Consider the following 16,146-nt stretch of genomic DNA (forward strand, 5'->3'; position numbering starts at 1 on the left):
AGTCGCCCAGGCGACGACCCGCCTGCGGCCAGCGGGTCTACAGTGACGGCCCATGAACACCACCCTCACCTGCTTCTCCCTCAGCATCACCCACCATGTGGCCCACCTGGTGCTGAACCGCCCCGAGGCCATGAACACCATGCACCCCACCTTCTGGCGCGAGCTGGACGAGGTGCTGGCCCAGCTGAACAAGAGCGGCGAGGCGCGCGCCCTGGTCATCAGCAGCACCGGCAAACACTTCAGCGCAGGCATGGCGCTCGAAACCTTTGGCGGCGCCATCACCATGGACGACCAAAGCCCCGAGGGCCGCGCCGCCATCTTTGACCTGCTCACCGACATGCAGGCCACCTTCACCCGCATCGAGAGCCTGCGCATCCCCGTCATCATGGCCATCCAGGGCGGCTGCATTGGCGGCGCGGTGGACATGGTCACCACCGCCTGTGTGCGCTACGCCACGGCCGACGCGTTCTTCTGCATTCAGGAGATCAACATCGGCATGGTGGCCGACGTGGGCACGCTGCAGCGCCTGCCCAAGCTCATCCCGCTGGGCGTGGTGAAAGAGCTGGCCTACACCGGCCGCCGCCTGAGCGCGCAAAGGGCTCAGGGCTACGGCCTGGTCAACGAAGTCTTCGACACCCACGAAGCCATGGTGGCCGCCGCGCTGCAGTGCGCGCAAGAGATTGCCAGCAAGCCCCCCGTCGCCATCTGGGGCACCAAGCAGGCCGTGAACTACGCGCGCGACCACAGCGTGGAAGACAGCCTGCGCCAGATGGGCTGGCTGCAGGGCGCCATCTGGAGCAACCGGCATGTGATGGAGTCGGTCACGGCGATGAAGCAAAAGCGCGCGGGCGACTTCCCTGCGCTCGCGCCGCTGATCCGGTTCAGCGAACAGGGCTGAGGACAGGGCTGGCGAACGGAGCTGGCGAATGGGGCTGAAGACACGGCCCCAGATTGCAGGATCGCCCGATCGCCTGTGGCGTGGGCTCGGAGGGCCGAGGGCCGAGACAAAGCAAAACACGGAAACGCCTCGAACACTACCAAATTCATAGCTGCCAGCGCTTACCCATCGCGCGCTGGCAGCTATTTTTGCGCCAACTCTGGACCCAAGGGGCTATCATGTGGAAACCCGGGGCGGCCCACGCCCCGCAGCAAGGACGCCACCATGACTGTGCCCAGCATGCCCCACCCCGTGAGCCTGCCCACCCATGACGACGTGGCCGCCGCTGCCCGGCGGCTGGCGGGCGTGGCGCACCACACGCCGGTAATGCGCTGCAACACCATCGACGAGCGGCTGGGCGCCAAGCTGTTCTTCAAGTGCGAGAACCTGCAGCGCACGGGCGCCTTCAAATTCCGGGGCGCCTACAACGCACTGGCCCAGTTCAGCGACGCGCAGCGCGAGCATGGCGTACTCACCTTCTCGGCCGGCAACCATGCGCAGGCCATTGCCCTGTCGGCCCGGCTGCTGGACATGCCTGCACTGGTCGTGATGCCCGAAGACGCCGCCACCTCCAAGATGGCCGCCACGCGCGAATATGGTGCCCAGGTCGTCACCTACAACCGCTACAGCGAAGACCGCGAAGCCATCAGCCGCCAGCTGGCGCACGAGCGTGGCATGACGCTGATTCCCCCGTTCGACCACCCCCACGTGATTGCGGGCCAGGGCACGGCCGCCCTGGAGCTGCTGCAGGAGGTGCCCGAGCTTGATTACCTGTTTGTCTGCCTGGGCGGCGGTGGCCTGCTATCGGGCAGCCTGCTGGCCGCGCAGGCACTGGCGCCCCGGTGCAAGGTGATCGGCGTCGAGCCCGAGACGGCCAACGACGCCCAGCAGTCGCTGCGCGCGGGCCACATCGTGCGCATCCCCAATCCGCACACCATTGCCGATGGTGCGCAGGCACCGAGCCTGGGCGAACTCACCTACCCCATCATCCGCGACCATGTCGAAGACATCGTCACCGTGAGCGACCAGCAGCTCATCGAAGCCCTGCGCTTTTTTGCCCAGCGCATGAAAGTGGTCGTCGAACCCACGGGCGCCCTGGCCTTTGCAGGCGTGCAGGCTTTCTCGGGCGAGGACAACGGCGCCAAGCTGCTGCAGGGCGAGCGCGTGGGTGTGATCGTGAGCGGAGGCAACGTCGATTTGCCGCGCCTCGCCCGGTTTCTGGCAGACTAGCCCCCACTTTTTACAGTCTGGCCGAGGTGGACTGCGCACCGGCGCAGCACCCTCGGCCCCTCTTTCAGGTTCTCCATGAGCAACGTCACCGTCATCACCCACCCCCTCGTCCAGCACAAGCTCACGCTGATGCGCAAGAAGGACGCGAGCACCAACAGCTTCCGCCGCCTGCTGGGCGAACTCTCCACCCTGATGGCCTACGAAGTCACGCGCGACATGCCGCTGCAGGACATCGAGATTGAAACCCCGCTGGAGACCATGACTGGAAAGGTCATCGACGGCAAGAAGCTGGTGCTGGTCTCCATCCTGCGCGCGGGCAACGGCTTCCTCGACGGCATGCTGAACGTGGTGCCCGGTGCCCGCGTGGGCCACATCGGCCTGTACCGCGACCCCGCCACGCTGCAGCCTGTGGAGTACTACTTCAAGATGCCGTCCGAAATGGAAGAGCGCGACATCATCGTGGTCGACCCGATGCTGGCCACCGGCAACTCGGCCGCCGCCTGTGTGGACCGCCTGAAGAAGCTCAACCCCCGCTCCATCAAGTTCGTGTGCCTGCTGGCCGCCCCCGAAGGTGTGGCCACGCTGCAAAAGGCCCACCCCGACGTGCCGATCTTCACCGCAGCCATCGACCGCGAGCTGAACGACCACGGCTACATCCTGCCGGGCCTGGGTGATGCGGGCGACCGGATTTTTGGCACCAAGTAAGTGCTGCCCCCGCCCTGCCACCAGCAGCCGCCTTCGGGCGGCTTTTTTGTGCCTGCCCCATCCCACAACCCCGTGGCGACGCACCACCCGCCCAGCGCAAAATTTTTACCACCTGGTTCAATCCTCTGGCAGACTGCAGCAGGCCCCGCCCCCGCTTTTGGCGCGTAAATTGCTTGTGCGTATGCACCGGCTTGCCGGGCCCCCAACCCCCTTTTGCCTGACTGAACCGACTGAAGGAACCACCCCATGAGCTCTCGCCGCGTTTTCACTGGCCATCTGCTGTCCACCTCGCTGGCCCTGTCCGCCCTTGTCGGCCTGGCACCCAGCGCCGCTTTCGCGCAAGCCAAGCTCAAGGTCGCGGCGATCTACACGGTGCCCTTCGAGCAGCAATGGGTCAGCCGCATCCACAAGGCGCTCAAGGCCGCCGAAGCACGGGGCGAGATCGAATACAAGGCCAGCGAAAACGTGAGCAACGCCGACTACGAGCGCGTGATGCGCGAGTACGCCACGGGCGGCAACCAGCTCATCGTGGGCGAGGCCTTTGCGGTGGAAGCCGCCGCGCGCAAGGTGGCCAAGGACTTCCCCAAGACTTCCTTCCTGCTGGGCTCGTCGGGCAAGCCGCAGGCGCCCAACTTCAGCGTGTTTGACAACTACATCCAGGAGCCCGCCTACCTCAGCGGCATGATCGCGGGCGGCATGACCAAGTCCAACAAGATCGGCATGGTGGGTGGCTTCCCCATCCCCGAGGTCAACCGCCTGATGCACGCCTTCATGGCGGGTGCCAAAGAGACCAACCCCAAGGTCGAGTTCACCATCACCTTCATCAACAGCTGGTTTGACCCACCCAAGGCCAAGGAAGCCACCTTCGCCATGATCGACAAGGGCGCCGACGTGCTCTACGCCGAGCGTTTCGGCGTGAGCGATGCGGCCAAGGAAAAGGGCAAGCTCGCCATCGGCAACGTGATCAACACCCAGGACAAGTACCCCGACACGGTGGTGGCATCGGCCATCTGGCACATGGAGCCCAGCATCGACCGCGCGCTCAAGCTGGTCAAGGAAGGCAAGTTCACCCCCGAGGACTACGGCCCGTACTCGATGATGAAACACAAGGGCTCCGAACTCGCCCCCCTGGGCACGTTCGAGAAGAAGATCCCCGCCGACATCGTCGCCAAGGTCAAGGGCAAAGAGGCCGACATCCTGGCGGGCAAGTTCACCGTGAAGGTGGACGAAAGCCAGCCCAAGTCCACGGCCAAGTAAGAGGAGTGGATGACAAAACTCTTCTGGCGTTGTTGCTGTGTCTTGTCGTACTTGCAGTACTGCCTGCGACACAGCGCCTAGCCAGAACCGCTGCGCTGCGCTTTGTCAGCCACTCCAAATCACCCATGCGAGACAAAGCGGGTAAACACCTGGGCCACCACTCATCGCGGTGGCCCTTTTTGTTGTCGTTACCCGTACGTCTCTTACCCTGCCTGGTATGCCCATGACCACCTCCTCGTCCATCCCATTGCGCCACTCCGTCGCCTCTCATTTCACCCGCCTGCTGGGAGCACTGGCACTGACTGGCGCACTCGCCGGTTGTGCATCCGCGCCCTCAGGCAAGACCGTGCGGCTGGACGACACACCCCGCATCGCCGTCATTTCCGCCTTTGCCCCCGAGCTGACCGTGCTGCTGCCCCAGGTGCAGCGGCCCGCCAAACACAGCATCAACGGCGTGGAGTTCACCACCGGCACGCTCGAAGGCAAACCCGTGGTGGTCTTCCTCTCGGGCATCAGCATGACCAACGCGGCCATGAACACCCAGCTGGTGCTGGATCGCTTCAACGTGAGCCACGTGGTCTTCAGCGGCATCGCGGGCGGCGTCAACCCCAGCCTGCACATTGGCGATGTCACGGTGCCCGCGCAGTGGGGCCAGTACATGGAATGGCTGATGGCGCGTGAAGACAAACCCGGCCAGTACAGCGCCCCCGCCTGGATGAAAAGCGAGCTGACGATGCCCGCCTTCGGCATGATGCACCCGCGCCCGGTGGAGGTGCGATCGGCTGCCAACCCCCAACTCAGCAAGAAGTTCTGGTTCGAAGCCGACCCCAAAATGCTGGCCACCGCCCGCAGCCTGCAGAACGTGGGCCTGGAACACTGCCTGGCCGCCACCTGTCTGAAACAGCGCCCGCAACTCGTGGTGGGCGGCAACGGCGTGTCGGGCCAGGCCTTTGTGGACAACAAGGCCTTCCGCGAATACGCCTTCAAGACCTTCGAGGCCAACGTGCTCGACATGGAAACCGCCGCCACCGCCATGGTGGCGCACAGCAATGGCGTGCCCTACATCGCCTTCCGCTCGCTGAGCGATCTGGCGGGAGGTGGCGAGAGTGAGAACGAAATGGGCACCTTCATGGGCCTGGCGGCGGCCAATTCTGCCAAGGTGCTGCGCGCGTTTCTGGCGGCCTGGAAGTGAAGCAGAAACACCCCACTGAGCGGCTACGCCGCTTTCCCCCGCTCTCGCAGTGCTGCGCACTGCGGGCGGTGGGACGATGCCAGCGCACGCAAGCGAAGCGCCGCCTAGGCAGCGGGGCGGCCCTTGCGCGGCGTCCACTGGCCTGGTCCGCGCCAGTTGTGCAGACCCCGGAAAGCATGCAACCCCGTGTGTACTGAAATGTCGCCCGTCCTGCGCCTGTCGGGCATCACCAAACGCTTCGGCAAGCTCGTCGCCAACGACAGCATCAGCCTGACCCTGGCGCGCGGCGAAGTGCTGGCCCTGCTGGGCGAAAACGGCGCGGGCAAGTCCACGCTGATGTCCATCCTGTTCGGGCACTACGTGGCCGACGAAGGCAGCATCGACGTCTTCGGCCAGCCCCTGCCGCCCGGCCAACCGCGCGCGGCGCTGGCGGCGGGCATTGGCATGGTGCACCAGCACTTCACGCTGGCCGACAACCTCACCGTGCTGGACAACGTGCTGCTGGGCAGCGAGCCGCTGTGGTTGCCCTTCTCGCGCCGCAGCGATGCCCGCGCCAAGCTGCTGGCGGTGTCGCAGCAGTTCGGCCTGCCAGTGAGCCCCGATGCGAAGGTCGGCAGTCTCTCGGTGGGCGAGCGCCAGCGGGTCGAAATTTTGAAAGCGCTCTACAGGGGCGCCCGCATCCTGATCCTGGATGAACCCACTGCCGTGCTCACCCCGCAGGAGAGCGAGGCACTGTTCGACACCCTCGCTCAGATGGTGGCGCAGGGCCTGTCCATCATCTTCATCAGTCACAAACTCGGCGAGGTGCTGCGCGTGTCCCACCGCGTGGCCGTGCTGCGCCAGGGCAAGCTGGTGGCCGAGGCGCCTGCGCAGGGCACAACGCAGGGGCAGTTGGCGCAATGGATGGTGGGCCACGCGATCGAAGTGGCCGAGCGCCTCCCAGCACAGCATGTAGGCGAGCCTGTCTGCACCCTGAGCAACGTCAGCACTGCCCCCATGGGGCGCGATCGATTGAACCATGTGTCCCTCACGCTCCGCGCGGGCGAAATCGTGGCGATTGCAGGCGTGAGCGGCAACGGCCAAGTAGCGCTGGCCGATGTGCTGTGTGGCGTGCGTGCGGCCTCCTCCGGCGCTGTCACCCTGCGCGGCGCCCCTCTGCAAGCCCGGCCCGCGTGGCTGGTCAGCCAGGGCGTGGCCCGCATCCCCGAAGACCGCCACGCCGTGGGCGTGGTGGACGATTTGCCGGTGTGGGAGAACGCGGTTTCCGAACGCCTGCGCAGCCACTGGTTTGCGCACCCGTGGTTCCGCGCCTTCTGGGTCAAGCGCGGCCCTGCACGACAGCATGCCGAGCGGGTAGCCAAGACTTTTGACGTACGCGGCGGCGGGCCGGATGCGCCTGCGCGGTCGCTGTCGGGCGGCAACATGCAAAAGCTCATCCTGGGCCGGGCGCTGATGCCGCCACAGAGTGGCGCGGACAACACCGCGCCCGCCCCCCAGCTCATCGTGGCCCACCAGCCCACCTGGGGGCTGGACATTGGCGCGGTGATGTTTGTGCAGCAGCAGCTCATCAATGCGCGAGACGGTGGCGCTGCGGTGCTGCTGATTTCGGACGACCTTGATGAAGTGCTGGCGCTGGGTGATCGCGTGGCGGTGATGCACGACGGGCACTTGAGCGAGACCCGGCCCGCAGAAGACTGGACGCGCCAAGCCATCGGCCTGGCCATGGCGGGCGCTGCCCATTGAGCGACAACAACAAGAACAACCCAGCATGAGACTTGAAAAACGCAACCACACCTCCCCCGCCGCCTACGTGCTGGCACCGGTGGGCGCCGTGGTGTTCACATTGATCGTCAGCGCCCTGCTGGTGCTGTGGGCTGGCGCCCCCGTGGGCCAGACCTATGCGCTGCTGCTGCAAGGCGCGTTCGGCTCAGTGTTCGCACTGACCGAAACCCTCACCCGCGCCACGCCGCTGATCCTGACGGGGCTGGCGACCGCAGTTGCCTTCCGCGCGCGGCTGTTCAACATTGGGGCTGAAGGTCAGCTCTATGCAGGCGCGCTGGCCGCCGTGGCCGTGGGCGGCATGCACGGCGGCACGGGCTTGGAGTGGTCGCCCTACCTGCTCTTCCCGCTCATGATGCTGTCGGCTGCGCTGGCCGGGGCCACGCTGCTGCTGGGCCCGGCGCTGATGAAGGCACGGCTGGGGGTGGACGAGGTCGTCACCACGCTGCTGCTCAACTTCATCATGCTGCTGCTTGTCTCGGCCCTGCTGGATGGGCCAATGAAAGACCCGCTTTCCATGGGCTGGCCGCAGAGTGTGGCGCTGCAGGGCGACCTGGAGCTGTCCAAACTGGTGCCACAGACGCGGCTGCACACGGGGCTGCTGTGGGCCATCTCTCTGGCCGTGATGCTGTGGGCGCTGCTGGCGCGCACGGTGCCGGGGTTTGACATTCGCGCTGCAGGGGCCAATGCGCGGGCAGCGGCGTTTGCGGGCGTGCCCATCACCCGCACGGTGGTGCTGGTGGCCCTGCTCTCGGGCGGTCTGGCGGGGCTGGCGGGGGCTATCGAGGTGGCGGGCCGCACTGGGTATGTGACGCTCGACATGTCGCCCGGCTACGGCTACAGCGGCATCGTGATCGCCATGCTGGCGGGGCTGCACCCGCTGGGCGTGATTGCGGCGGGCACCTTTGTGGCGGGCGTGCTGGTGGGTGCCGACAGCATGAGCCGTGCGGTGGGCGTGCCAACCTACATTGCGGATGTGATCGTGGCGACATCGCTGATCGCAGTGCTGGTGGCGGGGCTGCTTACGCAGTACCGCGTGCGGTGGAAGTGAAGCAGCCATGACAACCCATACACATCACAACTTCAAGCCCAATAGGCCTCTAGCGCTAGTGAATCATGCGTTAGACGCTATCGAAATGAAAGCAAATTTCCACGGAGCAGCTGCATGACCGAACTGCTCGACATCCTCGCCAACCCCGCGTTCTGGATTGCCACCCTGCGGGTCGCCACCCCACTCATCCTGGGCACGCTGGGGGTTTTGCTGTGCGAACGCGCAGGCGTGCTCAACCTGGGCATTGAAGGGATCATGGTCGCAGGCGCCTTCACCGGCTGGCTGACGGTATTCGCGGGCTACGGGCTGTGGACGGGCGTGCTGGTGGCGGCGCTGACCGGAGCGGTCTTCGGGCTGCTGCATGCGTGGCTGACGGTGGGGCTGGCGCTGTCGCAGCACGTGGCGGGCTTGGGGCTAACGCTGCTGGCCACGGCGCTGAGCTACTACGGCTATCGCGTGAGCTTCCCCAAAGTGAACACACCACCCACCATCGAGCCCTTTGCGCCCATGGAATGGCTGGGCATTCCTGTCCTGTCGGCACAGACGCCGCTCACGCTGCTGGCCCTGCTGCTGGTTCCGCTATTGGCCTGGGCGCTGATGCGCACCCCCCTGGGCCTGGCGGTGCGCATGGTGGGCGAGAACCCGCAGGCGGCCGAGGGCCAGGGCATTTCGGTGGCGGCCATGCGCACCGGCGCCATCGTGGCGGGGTCGGCGCTGATGGGCGTGGCGGGGTCGTTCCTCACGCTGTCAGCGTTCAACGCGTTTTTCTTCAACATGATCAACGGGCGCGGCTGGATCTGCGTGGCGCTGGTGGTGTTCGCATCGTGGCGGCCCGGCAAGGCGTTGCTGGGTGCGCTGCTGTTTGCGTTTTTTGATGCACTGCAGTTGCGGCTGCAGCAGGCGGGGGATGCATGGCTGCCGTACCAGGTCTATTTGATGCTGCCGTACCTGCTTTCAATCCTGGCGCTGGTGCTGGTGGCGCGCAAGGCGGCGTATCCGCAGGCGCTGATGAAGCCGTATCGCAAGGGCGAGCGGTAGCCGTTTAAACGAGTATTGACCATGCTAGACCTCCTGATCACCCACGCCACCCTGCCCGACGGCTGCCAGAACATGTCGATTGCCGTGCAGCACGGCCGCATCACCGAAGTGACCGAAGGCCTGCAAGCCCCCGCGCACGAGACGGTGGATGCTGCGGGCATGCTGGTGAGCCCGCCGTTTGTGGACGCACATTTCCACATGGACTCGACCCTGAGCTACGGCCAGCCGCGCGTGAACGAGAGCGGCACGCTGCTCGAAGGCATTGCGCTGTGGGGCGAACTCAAGCCCACGCTGACGCACGAGGCCATCGTGCAGCGCGCCCTGCAGTACTGCGACATGGCCGTGGCGCGCGGCTTGCTGGCCATTCGCAGCCATGTGGACACCAGCCACCCCAGCCTGCTGCCGGTGCAGGCGCTGCTGGATGTGAAGCGGCGCGTGGCGCCCTACCTGGATTTGCAGTTGGTGGCTTTCCCGCAAGACGGCGTGCTCCGCGCCCCCGGCGGGCTCGACAACCTGAAACGCGCTCTGGACATGGGTGTAGATGTGGTGGGCGGCATTCCCCACTTCGAGCGCACCATGGCCCAGGGGGCCGAGAGCGTGCAGATCCTCTGCGAGCTGGCTGCCGAGCGCGGCAAGCGCGTGGACATGCACTGCGACGAATCCGACGACCCGCATTCACGCCACGTCGAAACCCTGGCGTACGAAACCCAGCGCCTGGGCCTGCATGGCCGCGTGACGGGCTCGCACCTCACCTCTATGCACAGCATGGACAACTACTACGTGAGCAAGCTTATCCCGCTCATGGCCGAGGCCGATCTGGGCGTGGTGGCCAACCCGCTCATCAACATCACCTTGCAGGGCCGCCACGACACCTACCCCAAGCGCCGGGGCATGACCCGCGTGCCCGAGCTGATGGCGGCGGGTCTCACCGTCGCTTTCGGCCATGACTGTGTGCTGGACCCCTGGTACAGCGGCGGCAGTGGCGACATGCTAGAGGCGGCACACATGGGCCTGCATGTGGGTCAGATGACCAGCCAGGCGGCAATGCGGCAATGCTTTGATGCAGTGACGGTGAACCCCGCGCGCCTGCTGGGGCTGGAGGGCTATGGCATTGCGCCCGGCTGCCATGCCGACCTGGTGCTGCTGCATGCACGCAACCCGGTGGAAGCGATCCGTCTGCGGGCCGCGCGGCTGGGTGTGTGGCGGCGCGGTCAGCGGGTGGCGAGCAGCCCGGCGCCTGTGGCGCAAGTACACCTGTCAGGGCGGCCTGGCACTGTGAACTTCATGCCAAACTAGCCCTTTCCGCGCGTCTACAAAGCGCTTGTAGCTACACATTAAATAGCAAGACAATTTTCATGCCATGCGCGCAATCGTCTTGCGAAACCGCGCCAGCGCCAGGCTGAACAGCGCCGCCCCAATGCCCAGCAGCCACACCAGCGACGGCCACACCACCGCCCAGCCCGCGCCCCGGTAGAGGATGGCCTGGGCCAGCTCGGTGAAGTGCGTGGTGGGCGCCAGCGCCATGCCGTACTGCACCCACAGCGGCATGCTCTCGCGCGGGGTGACGCCGCCCGACAGCATTTGCAGCGGCATCATGATGAGCACCATGAGCAGCCCGAACTGCGGCATGCTGCGCGCCACCGTGGCCATGAAGATGCCCATGGACGTGGTGGCAAAAAGGTGCAGCGTGGCCCCCAGCAGGAACAGCGACACCGAGCCCTCGATGGGCACACCAATCGCCCAGCGGATCACCGCCGTGAGCGACACCCAGGTAGCGACCAGCACCACCAGCGCCATGGCCCAGACCTTGGCCAGCATGATCTCGCCGGGGGTGACAGGCATGACCAGCAAATGCTCCACCGTTCCATGCTCGCGCTCACGGATCAGTGCGGCGCCGGTGAGGATGATGGAGAGCATGGTCACGATGTTGATCAGCTCCATGAGCGAGCCGAACCACGCGGGGTTCAGCGCCGGGTTGAAGCGCGCGCGCACCGCCAGCTCCACAAGCTGGGTGGGCACGCTGCGGTGGCCCTGCACGAACTCGGCGGCCTCCAGTTGCACGATCTGCGCCACTGCGCCGTTGGCTGCAAACGCCTGGCCGTTGCGTGTGGCGTCCACATTGAGCTGTACCGAGGGGGACCTGCCCGCCAGCACGTCGCGCTGGAAGTGGGCGGGAAGGTGCAGCACCAGCGTGAAACGGCCTGCATCCAGGCCAGGGTCCACCTCGTGCATGCCGATCATGGTCGGACGGGTGAACTGGGGCGGGTAGAAGGCGCTGGCGATGCGTTGCGACAAGGCCGATCCGTCCTCGTCCACGATGGCGATGGGCACGTGGTACAGCGTCTCAGGCTGCGCCTTGCCAGCGGAATACACCGCCAGCGTGGTGGTGTAGACGATGAGGAACAGCATGGCGGGATCACGCCACAGGCTCCACAGCTCCTTGATGCCGAGGCGGAAAATGTTCGACCACCGTCCACGCAGTGCCATGTCAGGTCTCCTGCTTTTGGAGGAGCGCAACTGCAGTGCCGATGATGACCGGCACCGCCACCAGCATGGGCCAGAACTCGGCTTGCAGGTCCTGCAGCGTGAGGGCCTTGTTGAACACACCCCGGCTGATGGTGAACATGTGGCTGGCCGGGTAAACCTCGCCCACCCAGCGCGCAAAGCCTGTCATGGCCGACACGGGGTTGATCAGGCCCGCAAACTGCACCGCCGGGATGAGCGTGCCCACCATGGCAAAGAACATGGCAGCGATCTGGCTGCGCGTGACGGTGGACGCCAGCAGCCCCATGCCCGTAGAGCAAACGCTGAAGATGAGCGCCGCCAGCGCCAGCGTGCCAAAGCTGCCCGTCATGGGCACACCAAACACCGTGACGGCCGCCAGGCACATAAGGCCAAAGTTAAACAGCGCCAGCAGCACATAGGGCAGCTGCTTGCCCAGCATGAACTCGGTGCGCGTGATGGGCGTGACGTACAGGTTGATGATGGAGCCCAGCTCCTTCTCGCGCACTACGGCCAAGGCGGTGAGCATGGCGGGCAGCATGAGCAGCAGCAGCGGGATGACGGCGGGCACCATGGCGGGCAGGCTGCGCACGTCGGGGTTATAGCGGTAGCGGGTTTCCACCTCCACCAGGCTTGGTGGGGCCACGCCCGTACGGCTCTGGATGGCCTGGGCCAGCCAGTCCTGGTGCATGCCCAGCGCGTAGCCCATGGCCGTCTCGGCACGCTGGGGCATGGCGCCGTCCACCCAGGCACCGATCTGCACGGCCTGGCCGCGCTCCAGGTCGCGCGCAAAACCGGGCGGGATTTCGAGTGCTAGGGAGATTTCGCCCGACCGCATGCGCTGGTCCAGCTCGGCATGGCTGATGATGGGCGGTCGCTCCACAAAGTAGCGCGAGCCCGCCAGGTTCAGGATGTAGGCACGGCTGGCTGCCGACTGGTCGCGGTCCAGCACCGCAAAGCGGAGTTTTTCCACATCCATGCTGATGCCATAGCCCATCACAAACATCAGGATCAAAGAGCCCAGCAGCGCCAGGGCGCCGCGCACCGGGTCGCGCCGCAGCTCCAGCGCTTCGCGCCACTGGGTGCTGTGGATGCGCGCCAGGCTCTGGCGCAGGCGCTGCGCCCAGGTCGGGCGGGCCTGGGCACCATCCATCGGGGTCGAGGGGGCCGGTTCGGCATTCGGCGGGCCAGACGCCCCCCCGCCTGCATCCACCAGGTAGCCGATGAAGGCTTCTTCCAGCGTGGTGGAGCTGCGCTGGGCCACGATGTCGGCCGGTGCAGCGCTGGCGAGTACCCGGCCCGCGTGCATGAGCGAGATGCGGTCGCAGCGCTCGGCCTCGTTCATGAAGTGGGTGGAGATGAAGATGGTGACCTGGTCGCGCCGGGCCAGCTCCACCATTAGCCGCCAGAAGTTGTCGCGCGCAATCGGGTCTACGCCCGAGGTGGGCTCGTCCAGGATCAGCAGCTCGGGCTCGTGCACCATGGCCACGGCCAGCGACAGGCGCTGGCGCATGCCCAGCGGCAACTGCATGGGCAGCGTGCTGCGCGCGGCTTGCAGGTCAAAGCGCTCCAGCATGGTCTGCACCCGCTGGGGCACATCTGCCTCGGGCACATGAAACAGACGGGCGTGCAGCACCAGGTTTTGCTCGACCGACAGCTCGCTGTACAGCGAAAACGCTTGCGACATGTAGCCCACGCGGCGGCGCGTGGCCATGTCTTTCGGGTCCACCGGCTGGCCAAACAGCCAGGCCTGCCCTTCGGTGGCGGGCAGCAGGCCAGTGAGCATCTTCATGGTGGTGGACTTGCCACAGCCGTTGCTGCCCAGAAAGCCAAAAATCTCGCCGCGCTGGATGCGAAAGCTCACATGGTCCACCGCCACAAAGTCGCCAAACTGCATGGTCAGGCCCTGGGCCTCGATGGCGATTTCTGCCGCCGCATCGGCCTGCAAAGGGGTGATGACCACCGGCTGGTGCCCACGCCGCTTGGCCTCCGGCAGCAGGGCCACAAAGGCGGCCTCCAGGCTGGCGTGGCCGGTGCGCTGCATCAGCTCGGCGGGCGTGCCTGTGGCCAGAATGCGGCCTTCGTCCATGGCCACCAGCCAGTCAAAGCGCTGGGCTTCTTCCATGTAGGCGGTGGCCACCAGCACGCTCATGCCCGGGCGGCCTGCACGGATGCGCGCGATCAGATCCCAGAACTGGGCGCGGGCCAGCGGGTCCACGCCCGTGGTGGGCTCGTCGAGGATGAGCAGGTCGGGGTCGTGGATGAGCGCGCAGCACAGGGCCAGCTTCTGCTTCATGCCGCCCGAGAGCTTGCCCGCTGGCCGCGCCAGAAACGGGTGCAGCCCGGTACTGCGCGTCAGGTCGTCGATGCGACGGCGACGCTCGGCCGCGTCATGCCCGAACAGGCGGCCAAAGAACTGCAGGTTTTCTTCCACCGACAGCGTGGGGTACAGGTTCTTGCCCAGGCCCTGCGGCATGTAGGCAATGCGCGGGCACACGGCGTCGCGGTGGCGGCCATCGGCCATGTCACCGCCCAGCACCCGCACCTGCCCCCGCTGCACCGCCCGTGCTCCGGCCACCAGTGCCAGCAGGCTGGACTTGCCCACCCCGTCCGGCCCGATCACGCCCACCATGCGCCCTGCGGGCAGCTGCAGGTCGATACCCTCCAGCGCCACAGTGCGGCGGTAGCGCTGGCTGACGCCTGCGAGAGTGACAACGGGGGCGGTCACTGTGCCGCCTGGGGGGCTGCTGTTTGCATGCTTTCTTTGACCGCCAGTTGCTGCGGCCAAGGGGCGTTCGGGTCGAGGCGCAGCCAGGCCACGCCGGGCAGGCCGGTCTTGACCTGTTCGCGGTGGCGCACCAGCAGATCCTTGGGGATGTGCGCCCGCACGCGGAACATGAGCTTTTGCCGCTCACTGGCGGTCTCCACCGTCTTGGGGGTGAACTGCGCCGTACTGGCCACAAACGAGACCCTCGCGGGGATCACAAAGCCGGGGGCGGCGTCGAGCACGATGCGCACCTCGCTACCCAGCGCCACGCGGCCCGCCACGGTCTCGGGCAAGAAGAAGGTCATGTACACATCGGTCAGGTCGGCCAGTTGCAGCACGCGCGCACCCGCACCCACCACCTCGCCCGGCTGCACCACGCGGAACTGCACGCGCCCGGCGCGCGGGGCCTTGAGTTCGCTGTCGGCCAGCTCCACGTCGATGCGCGCCAGCGTGGCCTGCAGCGCACGCACATTGGCCTCGGCGCTGGTCACCTGCGTGCGCGCGGCGCCAATGCCCGCCTGCGCAGCCTTGGCCTGCGAGCGCGCAGCCGTCAATGCCGCCTCCAGGCTGTGCACCTTGGCACGGTCGTCGTCCAGCAGCTGGCTGGAGAAAAAGCCCTCGCGCGCCAGCTTTTCGGAGCGCGGCAGGCGCCGCTGGGCGGTGTCCAGGTCGCTCTCACGCTGGGCCACTACAGCCAGCGCGGCCTGGTGGTCGCTCTCGCGCTGGGCCACCTGCACCCGTGCGCTGTCGATGGCCAACTGCGCCTGCTGCAGCCGCGCCACAGCCTCGGCGCGCTGAGCCTGCAGGCTGTCGATCTGCATGCGGGCCACGGGCTGGCCCGCCGAGACGAACGCGCCCTCGTCCACCAGCACCTCCTGCACCCGCCCCGCGAGCTTGGTGGCCACCGCCACCTCGGTGGCCTCGATGCGGCCATTGCCGCTGACGAAACCGGGCCCGAGGCCGGCATCGCGCCAGGGCGCCCACTGCCACAGCAACACCGCGCCCGCCAGCATCGCAGCCAGGGCAGCAAGGGTTTTGAGTCGGGTGCTGCTCGTGAGATTGCCCATGGTCCTCCCCGGTGTCGATGGCGCAAGCCATGGTAGCCTTGGGCCCGCGCGGGCCCAAGCAGCAATGTGCCGCCTCTTGACCTGCGTCAACCATCCCACTGCCATGCCCCCAACCCCTGCCCGCCGCAGCCCGACACCGCTGCCTGGCTGCTGGGCTGCGCGCTGACCACCTGCGACGGCACGCCCGCCGCAGAGCTGGCCGCCGCAGCCGCCCGCCTGCCCTGTCCGGTGCCCGAGCCCCTGCGCACCAACTATGCCGCCGTGGGCAGCACGCCCGCGCTGATGCAGGGCTTCCAGCGTTTTGCTGCGCCCCATGAATGGGAGTACCTGGACGACAAGCTGGTGTTTCTGGAAGAGAACCAGGGCGTGTGCTGGTGGGCCACCGATGCGCAGCAGCAGGTGTGGCAAACCACCGACCTGGACGCCCCCGACTGGTACGCCGAACCGGGCGACCTGGAAACGTTTCTGCATTCCATCGCCTGCTACCAGATGGCCCAGGGCGGCTACCCCCACTGCGGCCTGCGCGCGGCCACCGGGGTCATCGCCACGCCGCATGGGCTGCAGGGTTGGCAGCAGACCCTGCCAGCACAGCCAGTGGTGGACCTAGGCGGGCTGTACATC

12 protein-coding genes are annotated in these 16,146 nt (G+C 66.7%); 9 read left to right on the forward strand and 3 right to left on the reverse strand.

The genetic code is table 11. The annotated features are described in order from the left end of the window. Positions 1-52: 52 nt before the first annotated feature. From ACYZGB_RS04580 to ACYZGB_RS04620, 9 genes are all read left to right on the forward strand, one after another. Complete coding sequence (locus ACYZGB_RS04580; protein WP_462387031.1) at positions 53-898, forward strand: enoyl-CoA hydratase-related protein; 846 nt, start codon at positions 53-55, stop codon at positions 896-898. Positions 899-1,162: 264 nt separating this feature from the next. Beyond that, positions 1,163-2,167 carry a threo-3-hydroxy-L-aspartate ammonia-lyase gene (locus ACYZGB_RS04585; protein ID WP_462387032.1) on the forward strand — a complete coding sequence of 335 codons (1,005 nt, stop codon included), beginning with the start codon at positions 1,163-1,165 and terminating at the stop codon, positions 2,165-2,167. Between the two features lie 75 nt (positions 2,168-2,242). Then, complete coding sequence (gene upp / locus ACYZGB_RS04590) at positions 2,243-2,872, forward strand: uracil phosphoribosyltransferase (protein WP_108618967.1); 630 nt, start codon at positions 2,243-2,245, stop codon at positions 2,870-2,872. Between the two features lie 246 nt (positions 2,873-3,118). Continuing rightward, positions 3,119-4,129, forward strand: a complete 1,011-nt coding sequence (locus tag ACYZGB_RS04595; protein WP_462387033.1) for a BMP family protein — start codon at positions 3,119-3,121, stop codon at positions 4,127-4,129. 223 nt (positions 4,130-4,352) lie between these two features. Continuing rightward, a complete protein-coding gene (locus tag ACYZGB_RS04600; protein ID WP_462387034.1) occupies positions 4,353-5,321 on the forward strand; it encodes a 5'-methylthioadenosine/S-adenosylhomocysteine nucleosidase in 969 nt (322 codons plus the stop codon). A 198-nt stretch (positions 5,322-5,519) separates the two neighbouring features. After that, positions 5,520-7,064, forward strand: coding sequence for an ABC transporter ATP-binding protein (locus ACYZGB_RS04605; protein ID WP_462387035.1), 1,545 nt, complete (start codon positions 5,520-5,522; stop codon positions 7,062-7,064). A gap of 25 nt (positions 7,065-7,089) precedes the next feature. Next, positions 7,090-8,151 carry an ABC transporter permease gene (locus tag ACYZGB_RS04610; RefSeq protein WP_462387036.1) on the forward strand — a complete coding sequence of 354 codons (1,062 nt, stop codon included), beginning with the start codon at positions 7,090-7,092 and terminating at the stop codon, positions 8,149-8,151. Between the two features lie 114 nt (positions 8,152-8,265). Beyond that, positions 8,266-9,189: an ABC transporter permease gene (locus tag ACYZGB_RS04615; protein WP_462387037.1), complete on the forward strand. Its 924-nt coding sequence runs from the start codon at positions 8,266-8,268 to the stop codon at positions 9,187-9,189. 21 nt (positions 9,190-9,210) lie between these two features. Next, entirely contained in the window at positions 9,211-10,485 is a 1,275-nt protein-coding gene (locus ACYZGB_RS04620; RefSeq protein ID WP_462387039.1) for an amidohydrolase family protein, read from the forward strand. A gap of 57 nt (positions 10,486-10,542) precedes the next feature. Here ACYZGB_RS04620 and ACYZGB_RS04625 read toward each other — a convergent pair whose 3' ends face one another. From ACYZGB_RS04625 to ACYZGB_RS04635, 3 genes are read right to left on the reverse strand one after another with little or no spacing between them, the layout of a single operon-like run. After that, positions 10,543-11,676: an ABC transporter permease gene (locus ACYZGB_RS04625; RefSeq protein WP_462387040.1), complete on the reverse strand. Its 1,134-nt coding sequence runs from the start codon at positions 11,674-11,676 to the stop codon at positions 10,543-10,545. Position 11,677: 1 nt separating this feature from the next. Next, entirely contained in the window at positions 11,678-14,419 is a 2,742-nt protein-coding gene (gene rbbA / locus ACYZGB_RS04630) for a ribosome-associated ATPase/putative transporter RbbA (RefSeq protein ID WP_462387041.1), read from the reverse strand. Further along, the gene (locus tag ACYZGB_RS04635; RefSeq protein ID WP_462387042.1) at positions 14,416-15,525 is read right to left on the reverse strand and encodes an HlyD family secretion protein; all 1,110 of its coding nucleotides are present in this window, start codon (positions 15,523-15,525) and stop codon (positions 14,416-14,418) included. Before ACYZGB_RS04635 ends, rbbA begins: the two co-directional genes overlap by 4 nt. Positions 15,526-16,146: the final 621 nt, after the last annotated feature.

The sequence above is a fragment of the Acidovorax sp. Q11 genome (assembly GCF_054950075.1).

Bases quoted from the DNA above. Each gene is read 5' to 3' on its own strand.
- ACYZGB_RS04595 (WP_462387033.1), top strand. From the start codon at position 3,119: ATGAGCTCTCGCCGCGTTTTCACTGGCCATCTGCTGTCCACCTCGCTG.
- ACYZGB_RS04615 (WP_462387037.1), top strand. From the start codon at position 8,266: ATGACCGAACTGCTCGACATCCTCGCCAACCCCGCGTTCTGGATTGCC.
- upp (WP_108618967.1), top strand. From the start codon at position 2,243: ATGAGCAACGTCACCGTCATCACCCACCCCCTCGTCCAGCACAAGCTC.
- ACYZGB_RS04620 (WP_462387039.1), top strand. From the start codon at position 9,211: ATGCTAGACCTCCTGATCACCCACGCCACCCTGCCCGACGGCTGCCAG.
- ACYZGB_RS04605 (WP_462387035.1), top strand. From the start codon at position 5,520: ATGTCGCCCGTCCTGCGCCTGTCGGGCATCACCAAACGCTTCGGCAAG.
- ACYZGB_RS04610 (WP_462387036.1), top strand. From the start codon at position 7,090: ATGAGACTTGAAAAACGCAACCACACCTCCCCCGCCGCCTACGTGCTG.
- ACYZGB_RS04600 (WP_462387034.1), top strand. From the start codon at position 4,353: ATGACCACCTCCTCGTCCATCCCATTGCGCCACTCCGTCGCCTCTCAT.
- ACYZGB_RS04585 (WP_462387032.1), top strand. From the start codon at position 1,163: ATGACTGTGCCCAGCATGCCCCACCCCGTGAGCCTGCCCACCCATGAC.
- ACYZGB_RS04635 (WP_462387042.1), bottom strand. From the start codon at position 15,525: ATGGGCAATCTCACGAGCAGCACCCGACTCAAAACCCTTGCTGCCCTG.
- ACYZGB_RS04580 (WP_462387031.1), top strand. From the start codon at position 53: ATGAACACCACCCTCACCTGCTTCTCCCTCAGCATCACCCACCATGTG.
- ACYZGB_RS04625 (WP_462387040.1), bottom strand. From the start codon at position 11,676: ATGGCACTGCGTGGACGGTGGTCGAACATTTTCCGCCTCGGCATCAAG.